The following is a 16176-nucleotide window of genomic DNA, read 5'->3' on the forward strand; positions in this document are numbered from 1 at the left end:
GCAACAGAAGAAAACGCTCCGCCGGTCTCGGCGCCGTGGGCTGGCTGCTGAGCCTGCTGCTGCTGGCCCTGGGTCTGGCCGGGGCGGGCGCCGGCGCGGCCTGGTGGTGGCTGGACCAGCCGCTGGCGCTGGACAAGCCGGCGGTGGAGCTGTCCGTCGAGCCGGGCAGCACACCGCAGCAGGTGGCCCAGGCCTGGGTGGCGGCGGGCGTCGCCACCGATGCGCGGCTGCTCTATCAGTGGTTCCGCTGGTCGGGCCAGGCGCGCCAGATCCGCGCCGGCAGCTATGAGATCCACCAGGGCGCGACGCCGCGCGATCTGCTGAACAAGATGGTGCGCGGCGACGAGGTGCTGGAGGTCGTGCGCCTGATCGAGGGCTGGACCTTCCGCCAGTTCCGCGCCGCGCTGGCCAAGGCGCCGGCGCTCAAACCGGCGACGGCCGGCATGAGCGAGGCCCAGATCATGGCGGCGCTGGGCGCGCCCGGCATGCCGGCCGAAGGCCGCTTCTTCCCCGACACCTATGCCTACAGCCGCGGCGTCAGCGACCTGACCGTGCTCAAGCGCGCCCATGCGGCGATGGCCCGCCGGTTGGAATCGGCCTGGGCCGGCCGCGCCGACGGCCTGCCGCTGAAGAGCCTCGACGAGGCCCTGATCCTGGCCTCCATCGTCGAGAAGGAGACCGGCGCGGCGGCCGACCGCGGCCTGGTGGCCTCGGTCTTCATCAACCGCTTGCGCATCGGCATGCCGCTGCAGACCGACCCGACCGTGATCTACGGCCTCGGCGAGGCTTTCGACGGCAATCTGCGCCGCCGCGACCTGCAGACGGACACCCCTTTCAACACCTATACCCGCGGCGGCCTGCCGCCGACGCCGATTGCGATGCCCGGCGTGGCCTCGTTGCAGGCGACCCTGCATCCGCCGGCCAGCAAAGCGCTGTACTTCGTCGCCCGGGGCGACGGCAGCAGCGAGTTCAGCGAGGACCTGGCCGCGCATAATCGCGCCGTCAACAAATACCAGCGTGGTCAATAGTTTCGTGAACAGTGCCCTGGGCCGCAGCGCCCGCTTCATCAGCTTCGAAGGCATCGACGGTGCCGGCAAGTCCACCCATATCGAGGCCCTGAGCCAGCGCCTGCGCGAGCGCGGCGCCGAGCTGGTCAACACCCGCGAGCCCGGCGGCACGCCGCTGGCCGAGACCCTGCGCGGCCTGTTCCTGCACAGCGGCATGGATGAGCTGACCGAGGCGCTGCTGGTGTTTGCCGGCCGCCGCGACCATCTGGTCAAGGTCATCGAGCCGGCGCTGGCCGCCGGCAAGACCGTCGTCTGCGACCGCTTTGCCGACGCCAGCTTTGCCTATCAGGGCTATGGACGCGGCATGGATCTGGCGGTGCTGGGCAGCCTGGAGCAGTGGGTGCTGCAGGGCCGCCAGCCCGACCTGACCCTGTGGTTCGACCTGCCGGCCGAGATCGCCGCGCAGCGCCGCGCCGCCGCACGCGAGGCAGACCGCTTCGAGCAGCAGGACCTGGACTTCTTCGAGCGGGTGCGTGCCGGCTATGCGGCGCGCGCCGCGGCCGCGCCCGCGCGCTTTGCCCGCATCGATGCCAGCGGCTCGATCGCCAGCGTCGCGGCCCAGATCACGGCCGTGCTGGAGTCGCGCGGATGGTGACGGACACCCTGGCCCTGCCTTGGCTGGCCGAGCCGCTGACCGAGGCGCTCGCACGCGCGCGCTCGCACGCGCTACTGATCCAAGGGCCGGCCGGTGTCGGCCAGTTCGATCTGGCCCTGCTGCTGGCCCAGGCCTGGCTGTGCGAGACGCCGGTTGCCGGCTCGGGCTGGGCCTGCGGCCAGTGCGGCAGTTGCAAGCTGTTCCAGTCGCGCACCCACCCGGATTTCCAGCTGCTGATCCCCGAGGCCTTGCGCGAGCCGCTGGGCTGGGCCGCCGACGAAGGCGAGAGCAGCAAGGAAAGCAAGACCAAGCCCAGCCGCGAGATCAAGGTCGAGGCGGTGCGCCAGATGCTGAGTTTTGCTCAGGCCACCTCGGCACGTGGCCGCGCCAAGGTGGTGGTGGTCTATCCGGCCGAGGCCTTGAACACGGTGGCCGCCAATGCGCTGCTGAAGACCCTGGAAGAGCCGGCCGGCGTGCTGCGCTTCGCGCTGGCCAGCGCGGCGCCTGAAAGCCTGCTGCCGACCATCCGCAGCCGCTGCCAGCCGGTGCCGCTGGGCCTGCCGGCCCCGGAGCCGGCGCTGGCCTGGCTGCAGGCCCAGGGCGTCGACGGCGCCGAGGTCTTGCTGGCGGCGGCCGGCGGGCGGCCGCAGGAGGCCTTGCGCTGGAGCGAGGAGGGGCTGAAGGCGGCCGCCTGGGCCCAGCTGCCGGCCCGGCTGGCGCGCGGCGAGGTTGCGGCGATCTCGGACTGGCCGGTGCCGCGCGCGATCGACGCGATGCAGCGCCTGTGCCATGACCTGCTGCGCACGAGCCATGGCGCGCCACCCCGTTATTTCGCGCCCGAGGCCTTGCCGGCGCCGGGGCCGTCCGCGCCGCTGCAGCAATGGGCCCTGGCGCTGCAGCAGGCCGCACGCCATGAAGACCATCCGCTCAATGCCGGGCTCCTGATGGAGTCGCTGGTGCTGCAGGGCCAGTCGGCCTTGCAGGGCCGGCGCCGTGCGGCGCGGGCTTGAACCAAGCCACGAGCAAGCCATTCGCTACACTGCTGCCCATGAGTGACGCCGCGCCCGCCAAACCTCCCGTGACCCCAGCCGCCGCCGGCGCCAGGCCCAGCGTGATCCAGCTGGTGTTCAAGGAGAAGGGCGCGCTCTACGCCGCCTACATCCCGCTGTTCACCGATGGCGGCCTGTTCGTGCCGACCACGCGCGACTACAAGCTTGGCGAGGACATCTATCTGCTGCTGTCCCTGCCCGATGATGCGCAGCGCTATCCGGTGGCCGGCAAGGTGGCCTGGATCACGCCGCCCAATGCCTCGGGCGGCCGCACCCAGGGGGTGGGCGTGCGCTTTCCCGGCGACGAGAAGCACCGGCTGATCAAGATCCGGATCGAGGAGCAGCTGGGTACTTCGATCTCCTCGGCCAAGCCGACCCAGACCATCTAGATGTTCATCGATTCGCACTGCCATCTGAGTTTCCCCGAGCTGCGCGCCAATCTCCCGCAGATCCTGGCCGAGATGGCCAGCGCCCGCGTCGAGCAGGCCATCTGCATTTGCACGACGATGGAGGAGTTCCCCGCCGTCAGCGAGATCGCGGCCGCCCACAGCCAGCTCTGGGCCACGGTGGGCGTGCATCCCGACAATGAGGAGGTGCATGAGCCCACGGTCGAGGAACTGGTGGCCGCGGCCCAGCATCCCAAGGTGGTCGCGATCGGCGAGACCGGGCTGGACTACTACCGCCTGAACGGTCGCAGCATCGACGAGATGGAATGGCAGCGCGAGCGTTTTCGCAGCCATATCCGCGCCGCGCGGGCCACGGCCAAGCCGTTGGTCATCCACACCCGCAGCAGCTCGGCCGACACCTTGCGCCTGCTGCGCGAGGAGATCGCCGCGGGTGGTTCGCTGGGCGAGCGTCCCGGCGTGTTCCACTGCTTCACCGAGACCGCCGAGGTGGCCTGGGCGGCCGTCGAGCTGGGGTTTTATATCTCCTTCTCCGGCATCCTGACCTTCAAGAACGCGCAGGACCTGCGCGATGTGGCCGCCGCGCTGCCGCTGGACCGCATCCTGATCGAGACCGACAGCCCCTATCTGGCACCGGCGCCCTATCGCGGCAAGACCAACAGCCCGGCCTATGTGCCTTATGTGGCCCAGCAACTGGCCGAGCTGCGTGGACTCAGCGTCGACGAGGTCGCGGCCCAGACCTCGGCCAATTGCCGGCGTTTGTTCGGTCTGCCATGAAAAGCGTCCCGCGCCTGGTCGCGCTGGTGCTGCTGGCCGGCGCTGAACTGGCCATGGCCGGGCCGGCCGAAGACCTGCTGAACGCGGCGATGCGCGATGACGGCTACCGCATCGGCGTGCTGCTGCTGCGCGGGGGCGATCCCAATGTGCGCGACGAGCAGGGCCAGACGCCCTTGCACATCGCCTTGAAGGACGATGGCGACAAGGCCGTCAAAAGCCTGCTGAGCCATCCGGCGCTGGATGTCAACGCGGTCAATGCCGCCGGCGAGACGCCGCTGATGCTGGCGGCGCTGCGCGGCCGGCTCGACACCGCCCGGCTGCTGGTGCAGCGCGGCGCGCAGATCAATCGTGAGGGCTGGAGCCCCTTGCACTATGCCTGCAGCGGACCCGACGAAGGGGTGGCGGCCTGGCTGCTGAGCCAGGGCGCCGAGATCGACGCGCGCTCGCCCAATGGCAGCACACCGCTGATGATGGCGGCCGGCTACGGCGGGCTCAGCACGGCCGAGCTGCTGCTGAAGGCCGGCGCCAAGGCCCAGCTGCAGAACGAGCAGGGCCTGCGGGCGGCCGACTTCGCCGAGCGCGCCGGGCGCGACCGCTTTGCCAAGCTGCTGCGCGCCCAGGCTGACAAGCCCTAGGACTTTGCCTGACACGCGCTTTGGCGCCCGGCCCACTGCCGCGCGCAGCGGCACAGCCCTACAGTGACTCCAAGGCTGATCCATAGCCCCTGCCAACCGGAGTTACCCATGCGCCTTGCCTCTCACATCACCGCCGCCGCCAACCCCTTCGCGATGATGCTGGACCCGCAGCAGGTGGCGCGCGCCGTCGAAAGCTCGGAGCGCCTGAACCGCCTGCACAGCCGCATCTACCGCCCGCTGGACAAGCCGTTGCTTGCCAAGGCGCCGGGCGACGCGGCCGACTTCGACCGCCTGATCGACGCGCTGCCCGAACCCGAGCCCGAAGACCTGCTCTGAACGATTCAGGCCTTGTTCGGCTTGCCGAGCAGGCCGACGGCCAAGGCCGTGCCCAGCAGCACGACGGCGCAGCCCAGCGCCATGCGGGCCGTGAAGGCCTCGGCCAGGAACAACCAGCCCCACAGCACCGCGAACACCGGGATCAGAAAGGTCACGGCGATCGTGTTGGTCGCGCCGATGCGCGACATCAGGCGGAAAAACAGGATGTAGGCGATGCCCGAGCACAGCAGCGCCAGCAGCAGCACGCCGACCCAGGCCTGCAGGCTCGGCGGCTGGGCCGGCCACAGCCAGAAGGCCGGCAGCGCCAGCAGTAGCGCCGCAAACACCTGGCTGCCGGTGGCCACGCTCAGCGGGCTCACATGCGCGAGGAATCGCTTGGTGTAATTGGCCGCCACACCGTAGCTCAGTGCCGCGCCCAGGCAGGCCAGGATGGCCCAGCCGCTGCCGCCGGGCTTGAACGAGGCCTGGTCCCAGGCCAGGAACAAGACCCCCGCAAAACCCAGCGCCAGGCCGATGCAGCGCAGCAGACTCAGGCGCTGCGCGAGCCAGATCCAGGCGACGATGGCACCCCACAGCGGCGTGGTCGCGTTCAGGATGCTGGACAGGCCGGCCGTGATCGACAGCGCAGCAAAGCTGAACAGCGCAAAAGGCAGGGCGCTGTTGAGCAGGCCCACGGCCAGCAGCGGCCGCCATTCGCGCCCGAGCTCGCTCAGTCCCTGCCGGGCCGCCAGCAGCGGCAGCAGCATCAGGCTGGCCCCGCCGACGCGCACCGCCGCCATCGCGATCGGGCCGAACTCATGCGCACCCAGACGCATGAACAGAAAGGACGCGCCCCAGATGGCGGCCAGCAACAGCAGTTCGGCGATATCAAAAGGTTTCATCAAGGACTCAGGCGGCTTCTTTGAAGGCCGCACCTTCCAGGCGCAGCAAGGCGGTCTTGCGCGCCAGGCCCCCGGCATAACCGGTCAGGGCCCCGCTGGCCCCGAGCGCGCGGTGGCAGGGTATCAGGATGGAGAGCGGATTGCGCCCCACCGCCGCGCCCAGCGCCCGCACCGCCAGCGGCCGGCCCAGCTGGCGCGCCAGCTCACCGTAGCTGCGGCTGGCGCCGGCCGGTATCGCCAGCAGGGCTTGCCAGACCTGCTGCTGGAAGGGCGTGCCTTGCGGGTCCAGCGCCAGGTCTTGCGGCAAGCCCTGGCCCTCGAAATAGGCCCGCAGTGCGGCTCTCAGCTGTGCGAACAGCGCATCATCCGGTGCGCTCGGCAGGTCCAGCGCGCCGGGATGGTGCTTCTGCGCGTCGAACCACAGGCCCGACAGGCCGCGCGCGCTGCGCGTGGCCGTCATCGCGCCCAAAGGCGTGTCGATCCGGCATTGCAGGACATGGTGCGTGGATCGGGTGCTCATGATTTCTTGTCCTTGATCGCGGCGGCGCGCCACAGGCGCAGCACCGCATAGCTGCGATAGGGCTGGAAGGCCAGCGCGGCCTGTGCATAGGCGGTCGGGCTCAGCGGCCGTTCGGGATCGGGGCTCAGGGCTTTTTTCAGCACCACATCGCCCGGCGGGAAGGCATCGGGCCAGCTCCAGCCACGCATCAGCATGTAGTGGGCGGTCCAGGGGCCGATGCCGGGCAGGGCGCAGAGCTCGGCCAGCGCCTCGTCCACCGTGCCCTGCTGGCGCGCATAGGCCAGCCCCGGCCAGGCCTGGGCCAGCGCGACCAGGGTCTCGGCGCGGCGGCGGATGATGCCCAGCTCGGCGATCTCGCCGACCTCGGCCCTGGCCATGCGTTCCGGGCCGGGGAACAGGCGGGCAATGCGCTCATCGGGCGCGCCGGCCAGCGGCGTGCCGAAGCGGGCCACCAGGCGCGCCGCCAGGGTGCGGGCGGCCGCTACCGTGACCTGCTGGCCCAGCACCGCGCGCACCGCCAGCTCGTAGCGGTCCAGGCAGCCGGGCAGGCGCAGGCCCAGCTCCTCGGCCGCCGGCTCGCCCAGGGCCGGTTTCAGCGCCGCGTCGATGCGACTGGGCTCGGCGTCCAGATCCAGCCAGCGCCGCAGCCACGGCAGCAGGCTCGCGATGGCCGGCCACAGGCCCGGCGACAGGCTGACCAGGGCCTGGTGGCGCTGCGTGTCGAAGCTCACACTGAGCCAGCCGCTGTGCAGCCGGCCCCGGTGCATCAGGCTCAGCGTGCGCTCGATGCGGCGCTTGAGCGGGTCCACATGCTCGACGCCGCCGACCGCGCGCGGCGCCAGAAAGCCCAGCAGCGCGTCCACCGCATAAGGCGGGCGGTAGCCCAGGCGCAGCAGGGTGCCGGTAGCAGCGCCGGTGTCGGCGGCGCTGCTCTGCTTGCGCAGCGCGCCGGGCTGCAGCCGGTAGTGCTCGATGAAGGCGGCGTTGAAGCGCCGCAGGCTGGCAAAACCGGCCGCATGGGCCACCTCGGTGATCGCCAGCGTGGTGTCGCTGAGCAGCTGCTTGGCCAGCAGCAGGCGGCGGGTCTGCAGATACTGCAGCGGCGTGACCCCGTGCTCGGCCGCGAAGATGCGGCGCAGATGGCGGCTGGTGATGCCCAGATGGGCGGCCAGGTCTTCCATCGAGGCCTGCTCGTCGCTGCAGTCGTCCAGCCAACGGGCCGCCGCCCGGGCCAGCGTGCGCGAGGCGTCCATCACGCTCCAGGCCAGCCCGCCGGCGGCCGGCGCCAGCTCGGGCCGGCATTTCATGCAGGGCCGAAAGCTCGCGGCCTCGGCCTGGGCCGCCGAGGCATAGAAGCGGCAGTTTTCGCGCTTGGGCGCGCGCACCCGGCAGACCGGGCGGCAGTAGATGCCGGTCGAGGTGACGCCGACAAACCAGTGCCCATCAAAGCGCGCATCGCGGGCCAGCAGGGCGGGGTAGCAGTGAGCCGGGTCCAGATCGGCAGCGCGGGCGGGGGAAGTGGCATCCATGGCCGCGATGATAGGCAGATGCGGGGCGCTGGCTGGCCGGAAACGGACATCTGGATGGGGAGGCATCCTCGGCCAGCTGTCATCCGCCGGGGCCTGCCACGCCGTCCCTCTTCAGAGGGGGCCGTCGCCCCGGGATTCCAAGTGAGAATCGCGGCCGCAGGCTCGTCGCCGCGCAGCAGCTGGCGAGACGACATCCCCGCCGCAACTTGGCGGAAACCATGTAGGCGCCGAAGGACAAGATCACCATGCCCAATCTCCGCGTCACCGAGATCAAGGCCTTTGTGCCGTCGAAGGACTTCAATCTTTCCAAGCAGTTCTACCAAGACCTGGGCTTCACCATGGCGTCGGAGGGCGGCGGTGTCGCCTACTTCCACTGGGATCACGTCAGCTTTCTGCTTCAAGACTTCTGTGCCGAAGGGCTGGCCGAGAATTTCATGATGCACATCCTGGTCGAGGATGTTGAGGCATGGTGGGACAGGGTCCAGCAAAGCGGCGTGAGCACCAAGTACGGCGTCAAGGTCTCGGATGTCGAGAGCCAGCCCTGGCGGATGCGGGATTTCTGTCTCACCGATCCCTCGGGCGTGCTGTGGCGTATTGGCCAGAACGTCGCATGAGTCTTGCCCCAGGAGCGGTGGTGATGCGAACCACGACGCAGAGTCTTCGAATCCGGGCCGGGCGAGCCAGCATCAATCGCCCGGCATGAGCATGAAGAACCTCGCGCTCATCGTCATCAAGGTCGCGCTGACGATCCCGGTGGCCTATGCCTTGGCCTATCCCTTCCTGAATCCGGCCGCAGACGGCGGTGTTTTCAAGGAGGTTGAAACCCTCGGCGTGTTTGGGAGCCTTGTGCTTGTCGCCACGTTTTTGGCGGCGGTCTTTCTGTACTGCCGCGATCTGTATCGCTGCCTGGGCCTGGTGAGTCCCGGCGCGCGAAAGGCTTCGCCACGAAGTGTTTGGCTGATGTTTCTGATCCCCTACAACTTCGTCGAAGACTTCTTCATCGTCGCCAACGTGGCCGGGTCCCTACGGCAGGAGGCTGTCGGCAATGCCGCGCTTCATCGGTTCAAGAGCTTCGGCATGGTGTCCGGCCTGGGCTGGTGCGCGGCGCAGATCGTGTCTTTGCTGCCTCATTCGATCGGCTCGATTGCCGGCGCGCTGGCCCTGCCGCTGTGGATCGTTCATTGGCGCTTGATCCGCCAGATCAACGCCGCGCTGAGCGAGGCGTTGAATCAAGCCGGCCCCGGCGTCGGCCAGCGGGTGTGAGCCTGTGCCGCTCCCAGCTCAGCGACTCAACACCTTCAAGCCCACAATCCCGCCCAGAATCATCGCAATGCAGACGATACGGGCCAGTGTCGCCGGCTCCTTGAACACAAGAATGCCCAGCAGGGCGGCGCCGACGGCACCGATGCCGGTCCAGACGGCGTAGGCAGTGCCCAGCGGCAGCTGCTTCATCGCCAGGCCCAGCAGCGCGAAGCTGGCCGAGGCGGCGGCGAAGCACAGGGCCGCCATGCCCATGCGGGTGAAGCCCTCGGAGGCCTTCATCGCGGTGGCCCAGACGATCTCCAGTAGGCCGGCCAGCAGCAGCGCCGCCCAGGCCAGGGTGACGGGGTTCTTCAACAGGGTTTGCAGGCTAGAGTCTGTTGACATAGGGATCACATGGCCTTGAACAGATGGACATAGGCGCGGCTGACCGGCAGCTCGCGGGCGTGGTTTTTGATGCGCACGAACAGCCGGCTGGCCTCGTCGCGGCGGGTGCCGGCCAGATGGGCCAGATTGACGACGGTGGAGCGGTGGATCTGGCAGAACTGCTCGGGGTCGAGCTGGGGCATCAGCTCGACGATGGCGGTGCGTATCAGGTATTCGGCGGCCTGGGTCTGCACGACGGTGTACTTCTCGTCGGCATGGAAGAACAGCACCTCGGCCAGATCGATCTGGTGCATCAGCTCGCCCTGGCTGGCCCGCACATAGCGCAGGCGCGGTGGGGCCGGCTGCTGTTCCTGCAGCAGGCGCTGCAGCGTCGCGGCCAGCGCGCCGTCGGGCTCGGCCGGTGCGGCCCGCAGCGCGGCCTTGACGCGCTCGACCGTCTTGGCCAGGCGCTCGGTCTTGACGGGCTTGCAGACATAGTCGAGCGCGGCCTGCTCGAAGGCCTCGACCGCATACTCGTCATAGGCGGTGACGAAGACCACGCGGGTCGCGCCCTCGATGCCCTGGGCCACCTCCAGGCCGCTCAGGCCGGGCATCTGGATGTCCAGAAAGGCGATGTCGGGCGCCAGCGCGGCGATCTGGGCGGCGGCTTCGACGCCGTTCTTCACCACCGCGACGATCTCCAGCTCGGGCCAGAGCTGGGTCAGCTGGGTCTTCAGGTACTGGGCCAGATGGGGTTCGTCATCGGCGATCAGGGCACGGACTGGGTTCATGGGGTCTGGGTGATGAAGGGAAGGGTCAGGATGGCCAGGGTGCCGCCACCGGCGGCGGCCTGCAGCTGCAAAGCGGCGGCGTCGCCATGGCGGGCCTGCAGGCGGGCGCGGATATTCTCCAGCGCCAGACCATGGCCGCCGCGGCGCGCCCGGGGGGCGGCGTTCAGGCCGAGCCCGTCATCGGCGATCTCGATGCGCAAGCGGCCCTCGGCGAGCGTGGCGCTGACCCTGACCTGACCGCCATCCAGCTTGGGCTCCAGCCCGTGATGGATGGCGTTCTCGATCAGCGGCTGCAGCAGCAGCGGCGGCAGCAAGGCCTCGCGGGCGGCCGGCTCGGCGCTGATGACATAGCGCAGCCGCTCGTCCATGCGGGCCTGCATCAGCTGCAGATAGCTGTCGGCCATCGCCAGCTCGGTGGCCAGCGTCGCATCGGCGCTGCGCAGCTGGCCCAGGCTGGCACGCAGATAGTCGGTGAAGGATTCCAGCATGCGCTTGGCGCGCGGCGCGTCCTGCTCCATCAGGCTGTGCACGGTGGCCAGGGTGTTGAACAGGAAATGTGGCTCGATCTGCGCCTGCAGCAGCTTCAGCTGGGCTTCGGTGGCGCGCAGCTGGCGGGCCTGGGCGCGCAGCCGCCATTGCCAGCACAGGCTGGAGATCAGCGAGATCACCAGGCCGATGACGAGGAACTCCAGCACCGTCTGCGGCCGGCGCGCAATGAAGGCCCAGCTGTCGAGCTGCAGCAGCCAGCCCAGCAGGGTCAGGCCCAGCGCACCACCGAGCAGCATGCAGACGATGACCAGGCCGGCGTGCACCAGCACCGACAGCCCGCCACGGTCGGCATTGAGGCGGGCCAGCCAGGCCTCGCTGAGCGCGAGCTCCAGCAGCCGGTAGCCGGCCATGATGGTGAAGCTGACGCAGCCGGAGATGATCAGGTTCTCCTGCAGCACATGGATCCAGGCGCCGGACTGCATCACCCGGGCATTGAGCAGCAGCGCCAGCCCGGTGACCGCCAGGCCAAAGCCCAGCGCCAGCAGGGCGTTGATCAGCAGCCGGGCCCACAGTGCCTCGTCGCGCTGCTTGCTCAGCCGCCATTGCCGGCGCCAGGCGGTGGCGAGTTCTTGTTGAATTGTCATGTCGCCAGTGTAGAAAGCGCGGCGCTGCCCCGGCGGCCAGCAAGCGACGACTGGACAGCGGCGGCGACGAATCGACGGCAGGCGTCCCTTGTTTGTACCGGCCGCCGCTCAGAACTGGCACGGGGCTTGCCTACAATCCGCCCGAGCCCGCACAGGGCAAGACGATCACAAGCAACGCAACAAAGGGAACTCATGCAAGTACACGCCTCCATCTTCAAGGCCTATGACATCCGTGGTGTGGTCGGTCAGACCTTGAACGAAGAGCTGGCCGAGCACCTGGGCCGTGCCTTCGGCACCGAGGCCAAGGCCGTTGGCGAGAAGGCGGTGGCGGTGGGGCGCGACGGCCGCCTCTCCGGCCCCGGCCTGGTGGCGGCGCTGATCCGCGGCCTGCAGTCGACCGGCCTGGACGTGGTGGACCTCGGCGCGGTCACGACCCCGATGCTGTACTACGTGGCCGCGACCCGCGCCAAGCACGGCTGCAAGTCCGGCATCATGGTCACCGGCAGCCACAACCCCAAGGATTACAACGGCTTCAAGATGGTGCTGGCCGGCGCCGCCGTTTATGGCGAGCAGATCCAGGGCCTGAAGCGTCGCATCGAGGCTGAGGATTACGCCAGCGGCAAGGGCCGTGCGGCCCAGATGGATATCGTCGCCGAATACGCCCACCGCATTGCCAAGGACTGCAAGCTCAAGCGCCCGATGAAGATCGTCGTCGACAGCGGCAACGGCATCCCCGGCGCCAGCGCCCCGGCCATCCTGCGCGCACTGGGCTGCGAGGTGATCGACATCTACTCCAAGGTCGATGGCGACTTCCCCGACCACCATCCCGATCCCTCGCGCCCCGAGAATCTGGAAGACCTCAAGCGCATCGTCCATGCCTGCGACGCCGAGCTGGGCCTGGCCTTCGACGGCGACGGCGACCGCCTGGGCGTGGTCACCAAGGACGGCGAGATGATCATGCCGGACCGCCAGATCATGCTGTTCGCGGCCGATATCCTGACGCGCCAGCCCGGCGCCGAGATCATTTTCGACGTCAAGTGCACGCAGCGCCTGGCACCCTGGATCCGCGAGCATGGCGGCCGCCCGCTGATGTGGATGACCGGCCACTCGCTGGCCAAAGCCAAGCTGAAGGAAACCGGCGCGCCGCTGGCCGGCGAGCTCAGCGGCCATATCTTCTTCAGCGAGCGCTGGTACGGCTTCGACGATGCGATGTACACCGCCGGCCGCCTGCTGGAAATCCTGTCGCGCTCGGCCGATCCGAGCGCGGTGCTGAAGGCCCTGCCCAACAGCTTCAACACGCCCGAGATCAATGTGCCCTGCGCCGAGGGCGAGCACCACGAGGTGGTCACCAAGCTCAAGGCCCTGGCCACGCTGGCCGATTTCCCCGGCGCCAAAGAGCTGGTCACGATCGACGGCCTGCGCGTCGAGTACGAGGACGGCTTCGGCCTGATCCGTCCGTCCAACACCACGCCGGTGCTGGTGCTGCGCTTCGAGGGCCACACGCCCGAGGCGCTGGAGCGCATCCAGCACGATGTGCTGGCCCAGCTCAAGCGCATCAAGCCCGACGCGGTGTTCGCGGCCGGCCATTGATCGCTCGGGAACGTCCGGCCGAGACCCTGGCGCGCTGGGTCTATGCGGCGCTGTTGCGCCTGCTGACGCCGCTCTACCTGCTGCGCCTGTGGCGGCGTGGCGGCGCCGAGCCGGCCTACCGGCAGCGCCTAGGCGAGCGGCTGGGGTTCTTCGATGCGCCCAGCGGTGAGACCGGGCGTTTGTGGATCCATGCGGTGTCGCTGGGCGAGACGCTGGCCGCCGCGGCGTTGCTGGCGGCCTTGCGCGCGCAACGCCCAGGGCTGCGCCTGCTGCTGACCCACAGCACGGCCACCGGTCTGGCGGCTGGCGCCAAGCTGCTGCAGGCCGGCGATGCCCAGACCTGGCTGCCCTATGACACACCGGGCGCGGTGCGGCGCTTTCTGCGCCATTGGCGGCCTGCGGCGGGCGTGCTGATGGAGACCGAGATCTGGCCGGTGCTGCTGCACGAGGCGGCCCGCGCCGGGCTGCCCATGGTGCTGGCCAATGCCCGGCTGTCGGCCAAGAGCGAGCGCCAGGGCCGGCGTCTGGCCTGGCTGCTGCACCCGGCGGCGCGGCGTCTGGCCCTGGTGCTGGCCCAGACCGAGGCCGATGCGCAGCGTCTGCGCGCCAGCGGTGCGCCGCGTATCGAGGTCTGCGGCAATCTGAAGTTCGACCTGCAGCCCGATGCCACGCTGCTGGCGCGTGGCCGGGCCTGGCGAGCGCAGCTGGCGCGGCCGGTGCTGCTGCTGGCCGTCAGCCGCGAGGGCGAGGAGGCGCTGCTGCTGCAGGCTTGGCGCGCGGTGCGCGGCGCCGACCGGCCCCTGCTGCTGATCGTGCCGCGCCATCCGCAGCGCTTTGACGAGGTGGCCGCGCTGATCACCGGGCAGGGCCTGAGCCTGGCCCGGCGCAGCACCTGGCAAGACCTGCCCCCGACCGAGGCCTGGCAGGCCGATGCCTGGCTGGGCGACAGCATGCGCGAGATGGCGCTGTACTACGGCCTGGCCGATGTGGCCCTGCTGGGCGGCAGCTTCGCGCCGCTGGGCGGCCAGAACCTGATCGAGGCGGCCGCCTGCGGCTGCCCGCTGGTGATGGGCCCCAGCACCTTCAATTTCGCCGAGGCGGCCGAGCTGGCCGAGGCGGCCGGCGCGGCGCGCCGGGTGGCCGATATGCCGCAGGCCCTGGTGCAGGCCCTGCATCTGGCCTTGCTGCCGGCGCGCCGTGCCGAGGCCAGCGCACAGGCTCAGGCCTTTGCCGCCCAGCACGGCGGCGCGGCGGCCCGGATGGCGAGCGAGGTGCTCGCCTTGATGCCAGCGCATTGACTTCAACACCGCAAACCAGCGATGAAACATCTCCCGAGCAAGCAAGAACTGATGATCGCCGGCCAGCGCCTGTGCTACACGCTGGCGGGCGAGGGCGAGGGGCCGGTCATCGTGCTGATCAACGGTTCGGGCGGCCCCTTGGAGGCCTGGTACAAGCTCTATCCGCAGATCGCTCAGCTGGGCAGCCGGGTGCTGGCCTATGACCGTCCCGGCGTTGGCGGCAGCGCCAAACCGACCACGCCGCAGACCGGCGCGGCCGCGGTGGCCCTGCTGCGCGGCCTGCTCGGCGCGCTGGCGCTGCCCGGCCCCTATCTGCTGCTGGGCCATTCCTTTGGCGGCCTGCATGCGAATCTGTTTGCGCGCCTGCACTCCGAGGAGGTGATGGGCGTCGTGCTGCTGGAGGCCACGGCGCCGGCCGATGTCGGTTCGATGCGCGAGCATCAGACGGCGGCCCAGCGGGCCGTCAACCGGCTGCTGAACCTGTTCTCGCGCCCCGACCCGAATGACGAAGTCAGCCAGGAGCGGCAGACCGTCGCCCAGATCGCCGCCGCGCCGCCGTTCCCTGCCGTGCCGCTGCGGGTGATCACCGGCGCCAAGACCCTGCCCGGCTGGATGACGTCGGCCGCCGCGCTGGACCTGCGCCGGCGCCACCAGCAAGGCCTGCTGGCACTGTCACCGCAAGGCGTCCAGCTGCTGGCCGAGCGCAGCGGGCATTTCCCGCAGATGTCGGAGCCGGCCTTGGTGATCGAGGCATTGCGACAGGTACTCGCTCAAGGGCAGGGGTGAAGGCGCGCAAGCACGCCCGTAGAATCGGCGCCTCCCGCATCGAGATCTAGGCACGCAATCCATGTCAGGCAGCACCTTCGGCGAGTTGTTCCGCGTCACCAATTTCGGCGAAAGCCATGGGCCTGCGATCGGTTGCGTGATCGATGGCTGCCCGCCCGGGATGCGCTTGAGCGAGGCCGATATCCAGCCCGAGCTGGACCGCCGTCGCCCTGGCACCAGCCGCCATGTGACCCAGCGCAACGAGCCCGATGCGGTCGAGATCCTGTCCGGCGTCTATGAGGGCCTGACCACCGGCACACCGATCTGCCTCTTGATCCGCAATACCGATCAGCGCAGCAAGGACTACGGCAATATCCTCGACACCTTCCGACCCGGCCATGCCGACTACAGCTACTGGCGCAAGTACGGGCTGCGCGACCCGCGCGGCGGCGGCCGGGCCTCGGCGCGGCTGACCGCTCCGATGGTCGGTGCCGGCGCGGTGGCGCGCAAATGGCTGAAGGAAAAATTCGGTACCGAATTCCGCGGCTGCATGACGCAGCTGGGCGAGCTGGAGATCCCGTTCGAGGGCTGGGAGCATGTGGGCAACAACCCCTTCTTCGCGGCCAATAGCAGCAAGATTGCCGAGCTCGAGGCCTATATGGACGCGCTGCGCCGTGACGGCGATTCGGTCGGCGCGCGCATCCGGGTCGAGGCCACCGGCGTGCCGGTGGGACTGGGCGAGCCGCTGTTCGACAAGCTCGACGCCGAGATCGCCTATGCGCTGATGGGCATCAATGCGGTGCGCGGCGTCGAGATCGGCGACGGCTTCGCGGTGGTGGGCCAGCGCGGCAGCCACCATGGCGACGAGCTGAGCCCGGCCGGCTTTGCCAGCAATCACAGCGGTGGCATGGTGGGCGGCATCTCGACCGGCCAGGACATCTGGGCCTCGATCGCGATCAAGCCGACCAGCTCGATCCGTACGCCCAAGGCCTCGATCGACCGGGCCGGCAACCCGACCCAGGTCGAGACCTTCGGCCGCCACGACCCCTGCGTGGGCATACGCGCGACGCCGATCGCCGAGGCCATGCTGGCCCTGGTGCTGATGGACCATGCGCTGCGCCACCGCGCCCAGTGCGGCGATGTGACGCTGCCGATCCCGCCCATCCCCGCCAGCCGCTGA

Annotated in this window: 19 protein-coding genes; 13 read left to right on the forward strand and 6 right to left on the reverse strand. The window is 69.6% G+C overall.

Translation table 11 applies throughout. The features are described from left to right. The first annotated feature begins 35 nt into the window (after positions 1 to 35). The 7 genes from mltG (at position 36) to O5M90_RS02165 (ending at position 4863) form a co-directional block, all read left to right on the forward strand. Entirely contained in the window at positions 36 to 1028 is a 993-nt protein-coding gene (gene mltG, locus O5M90_RS02135; protein WP_432767448.1) for an endolytic transglycosylase MltG, read from the forward strand. Positions 1029 to 1032: 4 nt separating this feature from the next. Next, positions 1033 to 1662: a dTMP kinase gene (gene tmk, locus O5M90_RS02140; protein WP_269841606.1), complete on the forward strand. Its 630-nt coding sequence runs from the start codon at positions 1033 to 1035 to the stop codon at positions 1660 to 1662. Continuing rightward, a complete protein-coding gene (locus tag O5M90_RS02145) occupies positions 1656 to 2672 on the forward strand; it encodes a DNA polymerase III subunit delta' (RefSeq protein ID WP_269841605.1) in 1017 nt (338 codons plus the stop codon). Before tmk ends, O5M90_RS02145 begins: the two co-directional genes overlap by 7 nt. Positions 2673 to 2710: 38 nt before the next feature. Then, complete coding sequence (locus tag O5M90_RS02150) at positions 2711 to 3100, forward strand: PilZ domain-containing protein (RefSeq protein WP_137940608.1); 390 nt, start codon at positions 2711 to 2713, stop codon at positions 3098 to 3100. Next, positions 3101 to 3892 carry a TatD family hydrolase gene (locus O5M90_RS02155; RefSeq protein ID WP_269841604.1) on the forward strand — a complete coding sequence of 264 codons (792 nt, stop codon included), beginning with the start codon at positions 3101 to 3103 and terminating at the stop codon, positions 3890 to 3892. Beyond that, positions 3889 to 4527: an ankyrin repeat domain-containing protein gene (locus O5M90_RS02160; protein WP_269841603.1), complete on the forward strand. Its 639-nt coding sequence runs from the start codon at positions 3889 to 3891 to the stop codon at positions 4525 to 4527. The genes O5M90_RS02155 and O5M90_RS02160 overlap by 4 nt, the downstream gene beginning before the upstream one ends. A gap of 108 nt (positions 4528 to 4635) precedes the next feature. Continuing rightward, positions 4636 to 4863 (forward strand): hypothetical protein, encoded by a 228-nt coding sequence (locus O5M90_RS02165; protein WP_137940605.1) that lies wholly within the window; start codon positions 4636 to 4638, stop codon positions 4861 to 4863. 5 nt (positions 4864 to 4868) lie between these two features. Here O5M90_RS02165 and O5M90_RS02170 read toward each other — a convergent pair whose 3' ends face one another. Genes O5M90_RS02170 through O5M90_RS02180 form a run of 3 tightly spaced genes read right to left on the reverse strand, consistent with a single transcriptional unit; the run spans position 4869 to position 7793 of the window. Next, positions 4869 to 5744 carry a DMT family transporter gene (locus tag O5M90_RS02170; protein ID WP_440401792.1) on the reverse strand — a complete coding sequence of 292 codons (876 nt, stop codon included), beginning with the start codon at positions 5742 to 5744 and terminating at the stop codon, positions 4869 to 4871. Between the two features lie 7 nt (positions 5745 to 5751). Beyond that, positions 5752 to 6264, reverse strand: coding sequence for a methylated-DNA--[protein]-cysteine S-methyltransferase (locus O5M90_RS02175; protein ID WP_269841601.1), 513 nt, complete (start codon positions 6262 to 6264; stop codon positions 5752 to 5754). Beyond that, positions 6261 to 7793, reverse strand: a complete 1533-nt coding sequence (locus O5M90_RS02180; protein ID WP_269841600.1) for a DNA-3-methyladenine glycosylase 2 family protein — start codon at positions 7791 to 7793, stop codon at positions 6261 to 6263. The genes O5M90_RS02175 and O5M90_RS02180 overlap by 4 nt, the downstream gene beginning before the upstream one ends. Positions 7794 to 8038: 245 nt before the next feature. Here O5M90_RS02180 and O5M90_RS02185 point away from each other — a divergent pair, with 245 nt between their 5' ends. Next, complete coding sequence (locus tag O5M90_RS02185) at positions 8039 to 8407, forward strand: VOC family protein (protein WP_137940602.1); 369 nt, start codon at positions 8039 to 8041, stop codon at positions 8405 to 8407. A gap of 85 nt (positions 8408 to 8492) precedes the next feature. Further along, positions 8493 to 9056 (forward strand): hypothetical protein, encoded by a 564-nt coding sequence (locus O5M90_RS02190; protein ID WP_269841599.1) that lies wholly within the window; start codon positions 8493 to 8495, stop codon positions 9054 to 9056. An 18-nt stretch (positions 9057 to 9074) separates the two neighbouring features. Here the strand turns inward: O5M90_RS02190 and O5M90_RS02195 are convergent, their stop codons facing one another. From O5M90_RS02195 to O5M90_RS02205, 3 genes are read right to left on the reverse strand one after another with little or no spacing between them, the layout of a single operon-like run. After that, positions 9075 to 9392, reverse strand: coding sequence for a DMT family transporter (locus O5M90_RS02195; RefSeq protein ID WP_137940885.1), 318 nt, complete (start codon positions 9390 to 9392; stop codon positions 9075 to 9077). A gap of 53 nt (positions 9393 to 9445) precedes the next feature. Continuing rightward, positions 9446 to 10210 (reverse strand): LytR/AlgR family response regulator transcription factor, encoded by a 765-nt coding sequence (locus O5M90_RS02200; RefSeq protein WP_269841598.1) that lies wholly within the window; start codon positions 10208 to 10210, stop codon positions 9446 to 9448. Further along, complete coding sequence (locus O5M90_RS02205; protein WP_269841597.1) at positions 10207 to 11343, reverse strand: sensor histidine kinase; 1137 nt, start codon at positions 11341 to 11343, stop codon at positions 10207 to 10209. Before O5M90_RS02205 ends, O5M90_RS02200 begins: the two co-directional genes overlap by 4 nt. A gap of 192 nt (positions 11344 to 11535) precedes the next feature. On the opposite strand from O5M90_RS02205, the gene O5M90_RS02210 reads away from it, so the two are divergent. From O5M90_RS02210 to aroC, 4 genes are all read left to right on the forward strand, one after another. Further along, positions 11536 to 12933, forward strand: coding sequence for a phosphomannomutase/phosphoglucomutase (locus tag O5M90_RS02210; protein WP_440401793.1), 1398 nt, complete (start codon positions 11536 to 11538; stop codon positions 12931 to 12933). Further along, positions 12930 to 14231, forward strand: a complete 1302-nt coding sequence (locus tag O5M90_RS02215) for a 3-deoxy-D-manno-octulosonic acid transferase (RefSeq protein ID WP_269841596.1) — start codon at positions 12930 to 12932, stop codon at positions 14229 to 14231. The genes O5M90_RS02210 and O5M90_RS02215 overlap by 4 nt, the downstream gene beginning before the upstream one ends. 21 nt (positions 14232 to 14252) lie before the next feature. Further along, positions 14253 to 15017 (forward strand): alpha/beta fold hydrolase, encoded by a 765-nt coding sequence (locus tag O5M90_RS02220; RefSeq protein ID WP_269841595.1) that lies wholly within the window; start codon positions 14253 to 14255, stop codon positions 15015 to 15017. A 61-nt stretch (positions 15018 to 15078) separates the two neighbouring features. Beyond that, a complete protein-coding gene (aroC, locus tag O5M90_RS02225) occupies positions 15079 to 16176 on the forward strand; it encodes a chorismate synthase (protein ID WP_262972968.1) in 1098 nt (365 codons plus the stop codon).

It is taken from the genome of Paucibacter sp. M5-1 (assembly GCF_027498415.2).
Classification (GTDB): Bacteria; Pseudomonadota; Gammaproteobacteria; order Burkholderiales; family Burkholderiaceae_C; genus Roseateles_E.